We start from the raw sequence: 15,952 nt of genomic DNA, 5'->3' as shown, positions 1-15,952 counted from the left end.
ACGACTCATTCCCACTCGATGGTGCCCGGCGGCTTCGAGGTGATGTCGACGGTGACCCGGTTGATCTCGCTCACCTCGTTGGTGATCCGGGTGGAGATGCGCTCCATGACGTCGTAGGGCAGCCGGGCCCAGTCGGCGGTCATCGCGTCCTCGGAGGTGACCGGGCGGAGCACGACGGGGTGGCCGTAGGTGCGGCCGTCGCCCTGGACGCCGACGGAGCGGACGTCGGCGAGCAGCACGACCGGCATCTGCCAGATGTCGCGGTCGAGGCCGGCGCGGGTCATCTCCTCGCGGGCGATCGCGTCGGCCTCACGCAGGATGTCGAGCCGCTCCTTGGTGACCTCGCCGATGATGCGGATGCCCAGGCCGGGGCCGGGGAACGGCTGGCGCTGGACGATCTCGTCGGGCAGGCCGAGCTGGGAGCCGACGGCACGCACCTCGTCCTTGAAGAGCTCACGCAGCGGCTCGACCAGCTCGAACTCGAGGTCCTCGGGGAGGCCGCCGACGTTGTGGTGGGACTTGATGTTGGAGGTGCCGGCACCGCCACCGGACTCGACGACGTCGGGGTAGAGGGTGCCCTGGACGAGGAAGGCGACCTTCTCGTCGGAGTCACCGAGGATCTCGACCTCGGCGCGCTCGAAGCAGCGGATGAACTCGCGCCCGATGATCTTGCGCTTCTCCTCCGGGTCGGTGACCCCGGCGAGCGCGTCGAGGAACTCCTTCTCGGCGTCGACGATCTTCAGCTCGGCGCCGGTCGACTCCCGGAACGCCTTCTCGATCGCGACCGACTCGTTCTTCCGCATCAGGCCGTGGTCGACGTAGACACAGGTCAGCCGGTCGCCGATCGCCTTGGCGACGATGGCGGCCGCGACCGCCGAGTCGACGCCGCCGGAGAGCGCGCAGATCGCGCGGTGGTTGCCGATCTGCTCGCGGACGCGCTCGATCTGGTCCTCGGCGATGTTGCCGATGGTCCAGGTCTGGCGCGCGCCGGCGATGTCCCACAGGAAGTGCTCGAGCACCTGCTGGCCGTGCTCGGAGTGGAGCACCTCCGGGTGCCACTGCACGCCCGCCAGCTGCTTGTCGACGTTCTCGAAGGCGGCGACCGGGGTGTCCGCGGTGCTCGCGAGCACGGTGAAGCCCTCGGGCGCCTCGGAGACCGAGTCGCCGTGCGACATCCACACGTTGTGGGCCGGCGGCATGTCCCGGAGCAGGGTGCCGGGGACGCCGATGGTGACCGGCGTCCGGCCGTACTCCCGCGCGCCGTTGTCGTCGACGGTCCCGCCCAGGCCCTGAGCCATCAGCTGGAACCCGTAGCACATCCCGAAGACCGGGGTGCCCGCGGTGAACAGGCTGTTGTCGATGGCGGGGGCACCCTCGGCGTACACGCTCGACGGGCCGCCGGAGAGGATGATCGCCTTCGGGTTCTTGGCGAGCATCTCCTCGACCGGCATCGAGTGCGGCACGATCTCGGAGTAGACCTTCGCCTCACGGACGCGGCGGGCGATCAGCTGCGCATACTGCGCGCCGAAGTCCACCACGAGAACCAGATCGTGCTCTTCCGCCCCAGGAGCCTGCGTCATGCACGAATCCTAACGACGGGTCGCGCTGCCCGCGAAATGCACCAGGGCCCGGCCGGGGAGGGAGGTGGCCGGGCCCTGATTGCCCGAGGCATCACTGTCCCGGACTGAAAAGACCCGGCATGTATTAGGGAGGGAGCAATCCCGGGTCTGATCACTCCAACGACCCCTCTTAACCACGGTTACGGGTCAACTAAAAACTTCCTGCCAGAAACTTCGTGCACAGTCGGTGTCATTACGGCAACAGTCCGGTCACCGAACATCAACGATGGGCAGCTGCAGCGCGGCCGGCGCCGTGGCCGGCACCGCAGGAGCGGCCGGCCGGACCGGCTGGATCCGCGCGTACGCGGCGCCCAGCTCCGGACGCGGGTCGGCCTGGTCCTTGTTGGGCCAGAACGCCATCGCCCGCTCGGCCTGCGCGGTGATCGTCAGCGACGGGTTCACGCCCAGGTTGGCGGAGATGGCGGAGCCGTCGACGACATGCAGGCCCTGGTAGCCGTAGAGACGCTGGTAGGGGTCGATGACACCGGTCTCCACCGAGTCGCCGATCGTGCAGCCACCGATGAAGTGGGCGGTCATCGGCTTGTTGAACGGCTCGCCGATCGTGCCGCCCGCATACCCCGGCTTCTCCCCCGAGCTCATCACCCCGGCCATCTTCCGCACGGCGTCGAGGCCGGCGGGGATCCAGGTCGGGTTGGGCTTGCCGTGGCCCTGCTTCGACGACATCCGCCACCCGAAGATCGTCCGCTTCGGGAAGGTCGTGATCGAGTTGTCGAGCGCCTGCATGACCAGCGCGATGACGGTGCGCTCGGACCAGTGCTTGAAGTCGTAGAACGTACGCAGCGACCGCCGCTGCAGCCACATCTCCTTGAGCCACCGACGGAGCCGATGCGGACCACCTTCGGTGAGCACCGTCTGCATGGCCGCGATCGCGTTGCTGCCGTGGCCGTAGCGGACCGGCTCGATGTGGGTGTGCTCGTCGGGGTGCCACGAGGAGGTGATCGCCACGCCCTCGGTGTAGTCGATGGCCGTGTCCGGCGCGATCGCGCCGAGGATCGACTCCGAGTTGGTCCGGGTCAGCTCGCCGAGACGGTCGGAGATCTGCGGCAGGTCGCCGGTGCGCTTGAGCTTGTGGAGCAGCTTCTGGGTGCCGAGCGAGGCCGCCGAGAAGATCACCTGGTCGGCGGTGAACCGCTTCGTCCGGCCCAGCCCCAGCTTGGCCTTGGTGGAGCGGGTCTCGACGACGTACCCGGTTCCGGTCTTGGCCGGGTAGACGCGGGTCACCGTCGTCAGCGGGTGCACCTCGGCGCCGTTCTTCTCGGCCAGGTAGAGGTAGTTCTTGACCAGGGTGTTCTTCGCGTTGTGGCGACAGCCGGTCATGCACTCGCCGCAGTTCGTGCAGGTACGCCGGTCGGGGCCCTCCCCTCCGAAGTAGGGGTCCGCGACCTCCTGCCCTTCCACGTGGCCAGGGCCTCCGAAGAAGACGCCGACCGGTGCCTTGTGGAAGGTGTCACCGCGTCCGGCCTCGGCCGCGACCTTCTGCATGACCTCGTCGGCGGGGGTCAGGTGCGGGTAGAGGGTGACGCCGAGCATCCGCTTGGCCTGCTCGTAGTAGGGGGCGAGCTCGTCCTTCCAGTCGGTGATGTGGCTCCAGGAAGGGTCCTCGTAGAACGGGTCGAGCGGCTCGTAGAGGGTGTTGGCATAGACCAGCGACCCGCCGCCGACCCCGGCACCGGCCATGATCACGGCGTCCTTGACCATGTCGATGCGCTGGATGCCGTAGCAGCCGATCGCCGGCGCCCAGAGATATTTGCGCAGGTCGAAGGAGGTGTTGGGCAGCTCGTCGTCGGCGAACCGGCGACCCGCCTCGATCACCCCGACCTTGTAGCCCTTCTCGGTCAGACGCAGCGCACTGACCGACCCGCCGAACCCCGAGCCGATGACGAGAACGTCGTAGTGACCCCCGCTCATGCGCGGCCCAGCGACTTCAGCACCCGCAGCGAGGCGGTCATGAACTTGGCGTACGCCTGGTCGCTCATCCCGAACTGCGGGGCGAAGCGCAGGACAGCCTGGGAGGCGACCGACTGGGTCTCGGTGTAGCGCAGGATGCCCTCGACACCCTGGCGACGACCCTGGCCGGACTCGCGCATGCCACCCATCGGGGCGTCGATGCTCGCGAAGGTGGCGCCGAAGGCCTCGTTGATGTTGATCGTGCCGCACTTGATCTGGCGGGCGATACGACGGGCGCGGGCGGTGTCGCGGCTGTAGATCGAGCCGTTGAGGCCGTACTCGCCGTCGTTCGCGCGCTCGATCGCCTCCTCCTCGCTGTGGAAGCGGTAGATCGAGACGACCGGGCCGAAGGTCTCGTTGCCGAAGCAGGTCATCTCCGGGGTGACGCCCTCGAGGATGGTCGGCTCGAAGAAGAACGGCGCCAGGTCGGGGCGGGCCTTGCCGCCCGCGAGCACGCGCGCGCCCTTGGAGACGGCGTCCTCGACGTGGGCGGTCGCGGTGTCGACCTGCGCCTGCGAGATCAGGGTGCCCATGTCGTTCTCCCACCCGAGGGTGGCCCCGAGGGTCATCGCCTGGGTGCGGGCGACGAAGCGCTCCACGAACCGGTCGTAGATCTGGTCGTCGACGAAAAGCCGCTCGACGCTCACGCACAGCTGGCCGGAGTTGGAGAAGACCGCGCGTGTCGCGCCCTCCGCTGCCTTCTCGATGTCGGCGTCCTTCAGGATCAGCATCGGGTTCTTGCCGCCGAGCTCGAGGCTGGCGCCGATCAGGCGCTCCGCGGCCTGCTTGGCGACGATCTTGCCGGTGTTGGTCGAGCCGGTGAAGCAGACGTAGTCGGCGCGCTGGATGATGCTGGTGCCGACCTTCGAGCCCGGTCCGGCGACCACGGTCCACAGGTTCTCCGGAAGTCCAGCCTCCTCCAGCAGCTCGGCGCCGAGGAGGGCGCTGAGCATGGTCTGCGAGTCGGGCTTGATGACCACCGCGTTGCCCGCGGCGATCGCGGCCAGGCCGTCGCACAGCGCCATCGTGAACGGGTAGTTCCACGGGCTGATGATGCCGACGACGCCCTTCGGGACGTGGTTGAGCTCGACCCGGGTCAGCATCGGGATGACGCCGAGCTTGCGCTCGGTGTCGAGGATCTTGCTGCTCCTGCGCCCGTAGTAGCGGGCGGTCAGCGCGATGTGCAGCGGCTCGTCGAAGGCGTGCTTGCGGGCCTTGCCCGACTCCAGCACGATCAGGTCGAGGATCTCGTCCTGGCGGTCGAGGACGAGGTCGTGCAGCTTGATCAGGATCCGCTCGCGCTCGGCGACCGGGGTCGCGGCCCACTTCTCCTGCGCCACCCGGGCCTTGGCGAACGCCCCGGCGACGTCGTCGTCGCTCGACTGCGGGATGTGCGCCAACGGCGCCCCGTTGAGCGGACTGATGACCTCTCGGCTCTCCCCCGTCGTCGCCACGATGCGGCCGGTCAGGCGGGAGACGTAGTCAGGCTCGAGGGCCAGGGACGCCGTGGCGTCGTGCTCGGGATCGAGCGGGCCCTCGACGATCGGGCCGCCGGAAGAAGTCGGGTTGGATGCGCTCATGTACCGAGAGTATGTGACGGGCGTCTCGGAAGCCAGACAGTCGTCCCACTAACTCACGATACGAACGTCCGCGGACCACCACAGGTAGTCGTGCTGCTCGGCCGGAAGGTCGATCACGACGCGGTCCAGGGGCAGCCGATCGAGCGCGTGCACGGTGCATTGCTCCGCGGGGGTTGCTCGGTAGAGATAGGCGTCCAAAGGCCATTTCGTACGCAGCCACTCATCGAGCCGCTCGGCGACCGCCGCGCCGAGCCCGGGCTCACGGTCCTGGCGGAGCCAGTAGCTGACCCGGGCGGTGGAGCCACCTGCGTACCGGAGGAGGGTCTGGGCGTCCGCGCCCATCGCCTCCAGGTAGGGGAACAGGGGCTGCACGTAGAGGCAGCCGAGCGAGGAGGTGCCCGCGGGGTCGAGGAAGAGGTAGGTGAAGGCGCGCTTCGCCTGGTGGTCGGACCAGTGCCGGATCACCAGCGGCAGGTTGTCCTCGGTGCCGAAACCCTCCAGCGGCCACCGGCCACAGCTGTGGTCGCGGATGACGTCCGGGCTGGCCAGGTAGGCCTCGGTGTCCAGGTCGAGCAGCTCGGGCCGGAGCGGGGCGAGCACGAAATCTTCGGTGGCCAGCGGCTCGGGGGGATCTGCGACCAGAAACATGGCGTCAGAGTGCTACGTCAACCGCTTCGTCCGCCACGGTAATTCGCTCGCCGTGAACCTTCGCCGCAGGGCCGTAGGCTCAGACCTCGACCTCGTGCCGAGCGCGGTCGGCCTCCTCGTCGGTGACCTGGAGCTGGGAGCGGCGCTCGGCCTCGATGCGGCGCAGGTAGTGGTCGACCTCCTCCTTGGCGCGCTGCTCGTCCCAGCCGAGCTCGTCGGCCATGATCTTGGCGACCCCCGGCGCCGCGCGTACGCCGCGGTCGAAGGTCTCCATCGAGATCCTGGTGCGGCGCTCGAGCACGTCGTCGAGGTGGCGGGCGCCCTCGTGGGTGACGGCGTAGACGACCTCGGCGGCGAGGTAGTCGTCGGCCCCCTCCAGCGGCAGCGCGAGCGGGCGGCGCTGCTGGATGAGGTCGAGGACGTCGTCGATCAGGCCGCCGTGACGGCCGAGGAGGTGGTCGATGCGGGCGACGTGCAGGCCGGACCGACGGGCGAGCAGGACGCGCTGGTTGGAGCGGGTCTCGAAGCCCTCGGCCCCGACGAGCCGCACCTTGTCGGTGATCGAGTCACGCAAGGTCATGTTGGTGGTCGTACCGAGCGAGTGGGCCGCCGCGTCGACGGCGTCCTTGGCCATCACCCGGTAGGTCGTGAGCTTGCCGCCGGCGATCAGCACCAGGCCCGGCAGCGGCGTGACCACGGTGTGCTCGCGGCTGAGACCCGCGGTCTGGTCGGACTCGCCGGTGAGGAGCGGGCGGAGCCCGGCGTACACGCCCTCGACGTCCTCGAGGTCCAGCGGCTCGCGCAGGATCGCGTTGACGTGCTCGAGGACGTACTCGATGTCGGTCTTGGAGGCTGCCGGGTGGGCGAGGTCGTAGGTCCAGGGGGTGTCGGTGGTGCCGATGATCCAGTGGCGGCCCCACGGGATCACGAAGAGGACCGACTTCTCGGTGCGGACGATGAAGCCCGACTCGGAGCGGATCCGGTCGCGCGGGACGACGAGGTGGATGCCCTTGGACGCCTTGACGTGCAGGGCACCGCGGCCGCCGACCATGGCCTGGATGTCGTCGGTCCACACCCCGGCGGCGTTGACGACGGTCTTGGCGCGGATGACCAGGTCCTGGTCGTGCTCGAGGTCGCGGGCTCGGACGCCGACGACCCGCTCGCCCTCGCGCAGGAACCCGGTCACCTGGACCCGGGTCGCGATGTGGGCGCCGTGGGAGGCGGCGGTGCGCGCGATCGTCATGACCAGGCGGGCGTCGTCGACCTGGGCGTCGTAGTACTGGATCGCGCCGGTGATGGCGTCGGTGTTGAAGTCGGGGGCGATCCGGGCGACTCCGCGGCGGGTGAGGTGGCGGTGGCGCGGGAGGCCGGAGTTGCCGAGCCCGGAGAGCGGGCCGAAGCTCGCCATCCCGTCGTAGAGCGCGAGGCCCGCGCCGATGTAGGCGCGCTCCCAGACCGGGTTGGTCAGCGGGTAGAGGAACGGCACCGGCCGGACCAGGTGCGGGGCCAGGGTGTTGAGCAGCAGACCGCGCTCCTGGAGCGCCTCGCGGACCAGCTCGAAGTCGAGCATCTCGAGGTAGCGGAGCCCGCCGTGGACGAGCTTCGAGCTGCGCGAGCTCGTTCCGGAGGCCAGGTCGCGCTGCTCCAGCAGGCCCGTGCTCAGGCCTCTGGTGACGGCGTCCAGCGCCACGCCGGCGCCGGTCACACCTCCGCCGACGACGAGTACGTCGAGCTCGGTCTCCCCCGCCGCACCGACCATCGTGCCGATCGCGAGATCGCGGCTCTGTGGACTCAGTGCCCCAGTACGAGTCATACGTTCGAAGTTAACCCACCACGCCGAATTGTCACTTCCGGCGCGCGAGAAATTCACCGGCACCGGCCGATAAGTCACGCAGCCGTCACAGACGGGCGGCGCTGACCAGGGTGGCGAGGCGATCCGGACCCATCGGCTCCTCGACCACGAGCATCGTGTCGCCGTCGGCGTGGATCATCGGGCGGGTGCCGTCGGGCTCCGGAGGCGCGGTGGCGATGGCGACATGCATGACGCGCCCGTCCGGGCGCGCGAAGAAGTAGAGGTCGCCGGCGGTGACGTCGTCGAGGTCGATCGCCTCGAGCGCGACCGCCTGGTCGCGGGCGTCTCGCGGGAGACGTACGCCGATGGCCTCGGCCGCCCGGAAGACCAGGCCGGAGCAGTCGATGCCGGCCTCGGTGGTGCCACCCCAGACGTAGGGGACGCCGAGGTAGCTCCTGGCCTTGCTCAGCAGGATCGAGACCGAGCTGGTCAGAGCGTCCGCCGGCAGCCACCCGGGATAGCCGCGCTCGTCCTTCGTGGAGGCGTGCGAGGGGACCACGACGTACGCCCATTCCCCCTGCGTCTTCAGGACGACGACCTCCTCGCCGGGGACGACCTCGGTCTCGTGCTCGGCGTCGTCGGCGGGCTCGGCCACGACGAAGGTGGGCTGGTTGACGGTGGTCATGAGAGGACTCCTTCGATGCCGAGGCCGTCGGCCCGGGGGAAGAGGATGCGGGGGCCGTCGTAGGCGATGCCACCGTCATACGGGCTCGTCCTCGCCCACCAGCCGGCATCGAGATCCTGCTCGGCGGGGAGGCCTGTCGCGGCGACCAGGGCTGCCGCCGCGCCGATGCCGAGGTGGGACTCCATCATGCAGCCGACGAGCCGACCAAGGCCGTGGCGCTTCGCGACCTCCAGCAGCTCGATCGCCGGCGTGATCCCACCACACTTGGCCAGCTTGACGGTGACCGCGTCCGCCGCACCCGCGCGGATCACGTCGACGAGGTCCTCGAGGTCGAAGACGGACTCGTCGGCGAGGATCTTGTAGGGCTGGTGACGGCGGACGTACGCCATCCCCTCCAGGTCGCGCCGAGCCACCGGCTGCTCGACGAACTCCAGCTCGACGCCCTGGTCGGCCAGGGCCGTCAGCACCGCCACCGCCTCGTCCGCGCGCCAGCCGGTGTTGGCGTCGAGACGGAGTACGCAGCCCGGGGCCGCCTCGCGCACCGCGAGCACCCGCTCGGCGTCGCCTGCCGCGTCCGTTCCGACCTTGATCTTCAGCGTCGTGAAGCCGTCTCGGGCTCGCGCGGCCGCGGCCTCTGCGAGGTCGACGGGGGTGCCTACGGAGAGGGTCATGTCGGTGAGCAGGCTCGTTGGAATACCCGGTTCACCGGCCAGGTGCTCGACCATGGACACCCCGGCTCGCCGGGCGACGAGGTCGTGCAGCGCGATGTCGGCGGCCATCTTGGCCGACCGGTTGCCGACGACCGCACCCTGGATCAGGCCCGCCGACGACAGGTCCGCGGCAGCACCGACCAGGACATCCGAGATCGGTCCCTCCAGCGCCGCGGCGGACCCGGCGAGCGAGTCGCCGGTGACCCGCCAGACCTGCGGCGCCTCACCCCACCCGACGCGCCCGTCGGAGTCCTCGACGGTAACCACGACCGTCTCCGCGAACTCCGTACGCCGCAGCGCGGTCACGAACGGGGTGTGCAGCGGCACCCGCACACGCCGGGTGCGCACCGCGACGACCCGAGGCACCGTCACAGGGTCGACCACAGATAGCGAGCGACCTCGCTGATCCGGAACTCCGACTCGTCGTCGTCCAGGCCGGTCGTGAGGACGACCATCACCTGCGGTTCGCCCTGAGCCGGCCGGATGATCGCCATGTCGTGGCGTACGCCGTCGACCCAGCCGGTCTTGTTGCCGACCACCGCGTCCTCGGGCACGCCGAGCGGGATCGCGTCGCGGTACTCCTGAGCGACCAGGATGCCCTCGAGCTCGGCGGTCGACTCGGGCGAGAGCAGCCGGCCGGAGGCGAGCTTGGTGAGCAGCTTGCCCATGTCGTTGGCTGTCACCAGGTTCTGCAGCCCGGCCTCGCGCGCGGGCGCGTCCTCGATCCCCCGCGCGATCGTCGTCATCGGCGTGACTCCGGCGTCGGCGAGCACCGCGGCGACCTCCTCGAGCCCGACCCGCTCGAGCACCAGGTTGACGGCCAGGTTGCCCGACACGGTCAGGGAGCGGCGTACGAGATCACCCAGCGGCAGCTGCGAGCCGACCGCCTCCCAGGTCACGGGATCCTGGTCCTCCTCCCGCGACATCTCGAAGCGCGACCCGGTGACCGCGGAGTCGAAGTCCGGATGCACCGCGATCGGCTCGTCCAACGACAGCAGCCCGCGATCTCGCAGCCGGTAGGCCGCGATCGCGACGGGCACCTTCATCAGGCTCGCCGCGTAGTGCTGCTGGTTGACGTTCTGGGCCTGCGTCGGGATGCCGTCGAGCCCACTGAGCCAGGTCGAGACCAAAGGTTCCACGCGTCGAGGCTAGTCGGTCCGGTCGAGATCCTGCCGGATCCGGTTCACCTCGTCGAGCCAGCTGTCGACGTCCGCGGCACGCGTGGCGTACTCCTCGGCCACGTCGGGCTCGAGCGAGATCCAGAACTGCGAGCTCTGCCCGGCATCCCAGACGGCGTCGGCGACCTCCTCGGCGGTGAGCGCGCCCTCGGCCGTCCGGAAACCCGGGAGTCCGGAGGAGCGCTCGAGCATCGCGGTCTTCACGCTGCGCGCGACGATCGCCTGAGCGACGATGCCCTGGTGCCGGTAGGTGGCGGCGAGCCACTCGGCGAAGGCGATCTCGGCGTGCTCCGTGGCCGCGTAGGAGGGGGAGCCGAGCAGCGTGAGGAGACCCGCGGAGGAGGAGGTCACCACGAACCGACCGGCGCCGCGGGCGACCCAATCCGGCAGCAGCAGCCGCGCTGCGCGTACGTGGGCGAGGACGTTGACCTCGTAGGAGGTCAACCAGGCGTGGTCGGAGGCCTCGAGGCCGCGGCCGCGCTCGACTCCCGCGTTGCCGTACCAGGCGTCGATCTTGCCGAGCTCCTCCCGGGCAGCGTCCACGAGCGCCGCGGTGCCGGCGGCGGAGGCGGCGTCGCCGGGGACCGCAAGGGCACCGATCGAGTCGGCCACCGAGCGGAGCTCGGCGTCGTCGATGTCGGCCACGACGACGCGACACCCTTCCGCGGCGAACCGCGTGGCCAGGGCTCTCCCGATCCCTCGGGCTGCTCCGGTCACCACTACCCCGCTCCCGGGTGCGAGTACGTTCACGGACCGACCACCTCCAGTGGCATTTGGGGTTGGCTGACCACTGTACCGAGGTCGATCCGTGAACGTGTGACTACCTACTGATCAGTACGGATTACTCCGCCCATCTCATTCGGGCAGCCCGGACGAGGGCGGGGCGTCCGAGGCGGCGCTGTCGTCCTCCTCGATCGGGGCGTCGCCGATGTCGGTGACGAGGACCGGCGTGAGCGGCTCGGAGGCACCGTTCTTGATCTCGACCACGCTGACTCCGGAGATGCCCATGTGGGAGTCCTCGGAGAAGCGGAACGGCGCCAGCCCGGGTCCTTCGAAGGAGGCGCCCTCCTTCTCGATCGTCTCCACGATCGACTCGCGGGTGAGGTCCTCGCCGTTGGCCTGCAGCGCCTGGACGAAGGTGTAGGCCTGCGACATGCCGTAGATCCGGTAGTTGGTCAGCTTCTCCGAGCCCTTCTTGGAGTAGGAGTCCCAGACCTTCTGCCAGAGCTTGACCCACTCGTCGTCGGGAGCGTCGACGCCGGGGATGTACTCGGTCGTCATCATCCCGTCCATCAGCTTCACGCCCTGCTCGGCCGGGATCTTCCCCTTGGTCATCGAGGCCAGGAGACCACCGACGAGCGCCGGGTCGGAGCCGACGTTCGAGTAGAACCACTTCGACTTGAAGCCGACACCCTGAGCGGCGATCTGGCTCAGCGCCGTGTAGGAGGGGGTGTTGAAGCCGATCACCAGGTTGACGCCCTTGGACTTGAACGAGGACATCTGCGGGGAGAAGTCGGTCGACCCACCCGGCGTGTACTTCTGCACGTCGACGATCTGGGAGTCGAGGAACTGCCGCGCGCCCTTCTCGCCGTCCTCGCCGAAGTCGTCGTCCTGCAGGAAGAGACCGACCTTGGCGTCGGGCATGTTCTCCTTGACGTACTGGCCGATGACCTTGCCCTCGATCTCGTAGTCCGGCTGCCAGCCGAACGTCATCGGCGAGGTCGCCGGGTCGTCGCCCCACTGCAGCGAGCCACTGGAGACGAACAGGTCGGGGATGCCGTCGTCGTTGAGCCGCTGCACGACCGCGCGGTGCGTGGGGGTGCCGAGGCCGGAGACCATCGCGAAGATCTCGTCCTGCAGGATCATGTCGTTGGTGACGGCGCTGGTGTTGGTCGGGTTGTAGGCGTCGTCCTTGACGACCATCTCGATCTCGCGGCCGTGGACGCCGCCGGCGTCGTTGACGTACTCATAGAACGCCTGATGGCCCGACGGGATCTCCGAGTAGCCGGGTGCGGCCGGGCCGGTCAGCGGGAAGTGCGCGCCGACCTTGATGGTGGTGTCGGTGACGCCGACCGCCGTCCCGTCCTCGGACGGCCGCTCCTTCCCCGCGCCACAGGCCGCGAGGAGCGAGGCAGTGGTGAGGACACAGACGACCTGTACGGCTCTGCGTGCAGTGTTTCTCATGTTGTCTTCTCCTTGGTTGACCCGAGAGATGAGCGCGCCAGCAACGGGCGCAGGCTGCCGACGATCCCCGCCGGAGCGAGGAGGATGACGAGCATCAGCACCAGCCCGTAGACCACCGGGGTGACCTCCGCGGCCTGGGTCGCACTGAGCCCGGCCGACTCCCCGAGATCGGTGGCGAAGTGAGGAAGAAAGGCGAGTACGCCGGCCCCGATGAGCGCTCCGGTCAGGCTGCCCAGCCCGCCGAGGACGACCGCGGCCAGCAACGTCAGCGAGAGCGTGATCGTGAACGCGCCCGGCGCCGTGAGACGTACGTTCATGGCCATCAGCCCGCCGGCGAGCCCGGCGCACATGGCGCTGACGGTGAAGGCGACCACACGGGCGCGGCCGAGGTGGATGCCGGCCAGCTCGGCGGAGACGTCGTCGTCGCGCACCGCCCGCCAGCGGCGTCCCACCCGGGACCGGCTCAGGTTGGCGAGCGCCACGAAGGTGAGCACGAGGAGCAGCCAGCCGAGGTAGGCGAGGAAGGAGTACTGGTCGATCTCGACGGCGGTGAAGAACCAGATCAGGTCCTGGATCCAGGCCGGGAGCTCGCTCGCCCGCGGCACCGGCACCTGGAGACCCTGCTCGCCGCCGAGGACGTCCCACTGGTTGGCCAGCCGGGGCACCGCGACGGCCAGGGTCAGCGTCGCGCCGGCGATGTAGGGCCCATGCAGCCGCGCCGCCGGGACCCCGACCACCACGCCGACCACCGCGCAGACGGCGATCGCGACGAGCAGGGCGACGAAGACGTCGGCCAGCGTCTCGCCACCGGTGCGCTCGAGCACGAGGGTGGCGGCGTACGCCCCGACGGCCATGAGCGCGCCGTGGCCCAGGGAGAGCTGGCCGGAGAGGCCGGTCAGCAGCGTGAGACCGCCGGCGGCGATGGCGAAGTAGGCCATCTCGGCGTAGCGGGTCTGCAGGTACTGGCTGGAGGTGCCGATGACCGCCATCGCCACCACGAGGGCGACCAGGGCGACGACGAGGTGGCGGGCCAGCGGCACCGACATCACCGGACGGAGGAGAGAGCGCAGACGTTCCATGGGTCAGACCCTCCTGGTCGCGGCCGCCGCGAAGAGGCCGCTGGGACGCACCAGCAGCACCACCATCAAGATCCCGAGCGCCACCAGCGGCGCCAGGTGCTCCCCGACGTAGCCGGTCACGTAGGAGAGCGAGAGCCCGAGGATCAGCCCGCCGATCACCGACCCGAGCGGCGAGTCGAGGCCGCCCAGCACGGCGGCGATGAAGCCGTAGATCACGAACGGGTCCATGAACGCCGGGTTCACCAGGTCGCCGCCGGCGATGAGCATCCCCGCCACCGCGCCCACGGCCGCGGCGAGCGCCCAGCCGAGGGTGAGCATGCGGCCGACGCGTACGCCCAGGAGGCGGGAGACCTCGCCGTTGAACGCCGCCGCCCGCATCCGCAGCCCCAGGTCGGTGAAGCGGAAGAGCACGACGAGCCCGGCCATCACGACGGCGACCACGACGATCGTCAGGATGCCGAAGGGGGTGATGCCGATCGAGGTGTCCCCGACCGCGATCGCGTTGGTGCTGACCGGGGCCGGGAAGCCGCGGTGCTGGACACCGAAGGTGATCGCGGTGAGCCCGTGGAGGACCATGAAGAGCCCGAGGGTGAGGATCACCGCGTTGAGCTCGGCCTTGCCCTCGACCGGGCGGATGATCACCCGCTCGATCACGGCGCCGAGCCCGAAGCCCGCGGCCAGCGCGGCGACGAAGGCCAGCCAGTAGGGCACGTCGGCGTTGAGCAGCGACAGCGCGATGTAGGTGGTCACCATCGCCATCGCCGCCTGGGCGAAGTTGACGATCCGGGTCGAGCGCCAGATCAGGCACAGGGCCAGCGCGAACGCGGCGTAGACCGCGCCCAGGACCAGCCCGCCGAGGGTGGTGTCGAGGAACTGTTGCATCGTTCTTGGCCTCCTAGAACCCGAGGTAGGCGTGGCGGAGCTGCTCGTCGGCGGCCAGCTCGGCGGCCGGCGCCGAGGCGACGACCTTGCCGAGGTTGAGCACGACGCCGTGATCAGCGATGGACAGGGCACTGCGGGCGTTCTGCTCGACCAGCACGACCGTGAGCTCCTCGGTCTGCACCAGGCCGCGGAGCAGGTCGAAGATCTGGGCGACGACCCGGGGCGCGAGCCCCAGCGAGGGCTCGTCGAGCAGGAGCACGGTCGGTCGGGCCATCAGCGCACGGCCGATGACGAGCATCTGCCGCTCACCGCCCGAGAGCATGTGGGCGGTGGCCTCGCGGCGCTCACCCAGGCGTGGGAAGAGCTCGAAGACCCGCTCGATCGGCATCGGCTGCGAGCCCGTCGCGCGGTGCAGACCGCCGAGGCGGAGGTTCTCGACAACGGTCAGCTCGGCGATGACGCCGCGGCCCTCCGGGACGTGGGAGAGGCCGTACGAGGTCAGCTTCTCGGTCGCCGTGCGGGTGATGTCCTTCCCGTCCAGCTTCACGCTGCCCCTGGTCGACCTCACCAGCCCGGAGACGGTGCGCAGGAGCGTGGTCTTCCCGGCGCCGTTGGCACCCAGGACCGCGGTGACCTGCCCTCTCGACGCGGTGAAGGTGACGCCGTTGAGCGCCTTGACAGGTCCGTACGCAGCGCTCAGTTCCTCGACGGCGAACATCAGGCCTCCTCACCATCGTTGGTCGAGCTTGTCGAGACCATGGCGTGGACCTCGGCGTCCAGGTCGTCGTGCTCGACCTGGTCACCCAGGTACGCGGCGAGGACGGCGGGGTCGTTGCGGATCTCGTCGGGTGTGCCGGCCGCGATGACGCGGCCGAAGTCGAGCACGGTGATCCGGTGGCAGACCGACATCACCAGGTCCATGTGGTGCTCGACCAGCATCACGGCGGTGCGCTCGGTCAGTCCGGTGATGATCTCGCCGAGCTCGGACATCTCCTCGGCGCTCAGCCCGCTGGCGGGCTCGTCGAGGAGCAGCAGCTCCGGCTCGGCGACCAGGGCGCGGGCGAGCGCGACCTTCTTCCGGATCGGGTAGGGCAGGCTGCCCGGGTAGCGGGCGGCGTACGACGCGATCCCGAGCTCGCCGAGCACCTCCCGCGCCTTGGCGGCCAGGCGGGCGTCGTCGCGGTGGCCGAGCCCGAGCAGGCCGCGCACGAACCCGGCGCGGGCGAGCCGGTCGGCTCCGACCATCACGTTGTCGAGCACCGTCATCCGCTCGAAGAGCCCGAGCCCCTGCAGGGTCCGGGCGACGCCGTGGCCGGCCAGCTGGTGCGGGCGGAGGTCGTGGATCGGCTCGCCGCGCAGGCGGAGCTCGCCCTCGGCGGGGCTCACGAAGCCGCACACGACGTTGAACAGGGTGGTCTTGCCGGCACCGTTGGGGCCGATGACGCCGAGCACCTCGTGCGGCGCGACCTCCAAGGAGACGTCCTCGAGGGCGCGTACGCCACCGAATCTCACCGAGACGCCCTCGACGGCGAACAGCGGCGTGGCTTCGCCAGGGTTCTGCATCGTGCTCCCTTCACCCGTTGTGACGGCTATCACTTTGGACTCTCCGCACAACAGGGGATATGGG

14 protein-coding genes are annotated in these 15,952 nt (G+C 69.8%); all 14 read right to left on the bottom strand.

Annotation, left to right across the window (positions count from 1 at the left end; genetic code table 11):
* Positions 1 to 5 precede the first annotated feature (5 nt).
* The 14 genes from guaA to ACWZJV_RS18695 all read right to left on the bottom strand — a co-directional run bounded on the left by guaA (position 6) and on the right by ACWZJV_RS18695 (position 15,888).
* Complete coding sequence (gene guaA / locus ACWZJV_RS18760; RefSeq protein WP_196875512.1) at positions 6 to 1,580, bottom strand: glutamine-hydrolyzing GMP synthase; 1,575 nt, start codon at positions 1,578 to 1,580, stop codon at positions 6 to 8.
* Positions 1,581 to 1,829: 249 nt separating this feature from the next.
* Positions 1,830 to 3,548, bottom strand: a complete 1,719-nt coding sequence (locus ACWZJV_RS18755; protein WP_457177796.1) for a GMC family oxidoreductase N-terminal domain-containing protein — start codon at positions 3,546 to 3,548, stop codon at positions 1,830 to 1,832.
* Positions 3,545 to 5,167 (bottom strand): succinic semialdehyde dehydrogenase, encoded by a 1,623-nt coding sequence (locus ACWZJV_RS18750; protein WP_457177794.1) that lies wholly within the window; start codon positions 5,165 to 5,167, stop codon positions 3,545 to 3,547. Before ACWZJV_RS18750 ends, ACWZJV_RS18755 begins: the two co-directional genes overlap by 4 nt.
* 48 nt (positions 5,168 to 5,215) lie before the next feature.
* Positions 5,216 to 5,815, bottom strand: coding sequence for a hypothetical protein (locus ACWZJV_RS18745; RefSeq protein WP_457177792.1), 600 nt, complete (start codon positions 5,813 to 5,815; stop codon positions 5,216 to 5,218).
* A gap of 79 nt (positions 5,816 to 5,894) precedes the next feature.
* A complete protein-coding gene (locus tag ACWZJV_RS18740) occupies positions 5,895 to 7,628 on the bottom strand; it encodes a glycerol-3-phosphate dehydrogenase/oxidase (protein ID WP_457177790.1) in 1,734 nt (577 codons plus the stop codon).
* Between the two features lie 85 nt (positions 7,629 to 7,713).
* Positions 7,714 to 8,292, bottom strand: a complete 579-nt coding sequence (locus ACWZJV_RS18735) for a C40 family peptidase (protein ID WP_457177788.1) — start codon at positions 8,290 to 8,292, stop codon at positions 7,714 to 7,716.
* The gene (locus tag ACWZJV_RS18730; RefSeq protein ID WP_457177786.1) at positions 8,289 to 9,368 is read right to left on the bottom strand and encodes a dipeptide epimerase; all 1,080 of its coding nucleotides are present in this window, start codon (positions 9,366 to 9,368) and stop codon (positions 8,289 to 8,291) included. The genes ACWZJV_RS18735 and ACWZJV_RS18730 overlap by 4 nt, the downstream gene beginning before the upstream one ends.
* Positions 9,369 to 9,370: 2 nt before the next feature.
* A complete protein-coding gene (locus ACWZJV_RS18725; protein ID WP_457177784.1) occupies positions 9,371 to 10,141 on the bottom strand; it encodes a serine hydrolase in 771 nt (256 codons plus the stop codon).
* Positions 10,142 to 10,150: 9 nt separating this feature from the next.
* Positions 10,151 to 10,930, bottom strand: coding sequence for an SDR family oxidoreductase (locus ACWZJV_RS18720; protein ID WP_008362359.1), 780 nt, complete (start codon positions 10,928 to 10,930; stop codon positions 10,151 to 10,153).
* A gap of 105 nt (positions 10,931 to 11,035) precedes the next feature.
* Positions 11,036 to 12,364 (bottom strand): ABC transporter substrate-binding protein, encoded by a 1,329-nt coding sequence (locus ACWZJV_RS18715; RefSeq protein ID WP_008362360.1) that lies wholly within the window; start codon positions 12,362 to 12,364, stop codon positions 11,036 to 11,038.
* Positions 12,361 to 13,443, bottom strand: a complete 1,083-nt coding sequence (locus tag ACWZJV_RS18710) for a branched-chain amino acid ABC transporter permease (protein ID WP_457177782.1) — start codon at positions 13,441 to 13,443, stop codon at positions 12,361 to 12,363. Before ACWZJV_RS18710 ends, ACWZJV_RS18715 begins: the two co-directional genes overlap by 4 nt.
* A gap of 3 nt (positions 13,444 to 13,446) precedes the next feature.
* Entirely contained in the window at positions 13,447 to 14,325 is an 879-nt protein-coding gene (locus ACWZJV_RS18705) for a branched-chain amino acid ABC transporter permease (protein ID WP_457177780.1), read from the bottom strand.
* A gap of 13 nt (positions 14,326 to 14,338) precedes the next feature.
* Positions 14,339 to 15,043, bottom strand: a complete 705-nt coding sequence (locus tag ACWZJV_RS18700; RefSeq protein WP_008362363.1) for an ABC transporter ATP-binding protein — start codon at positions 15,041 to 15,043, stop codon at positions 14,339 to 14,341.
* Entirely contained in the window at positions 15,043 to 15,888 is an 846-nt protein-coding gene (locus ACWZJV_RS18695) for an ABC transporter ATP-binding protein (RefSeq protein ID WP_457177779.1), read from the bottom strand. Before ACWZJV_RS18695 ends, ACWZJV_RS18700 begins: the two co-directional genes overlap by 1 nt.
* Positions 15,889 to 15,952 lie beyond the last annotated feature (64 nt).

Source organism: Nocardioides sp. WG-D5 (assembly GCF_054031175.1).
Note: the sequence above shows the minus strand (reverse complement) of the source record. Positions and strands in the feature narration are given on the sequence as shown.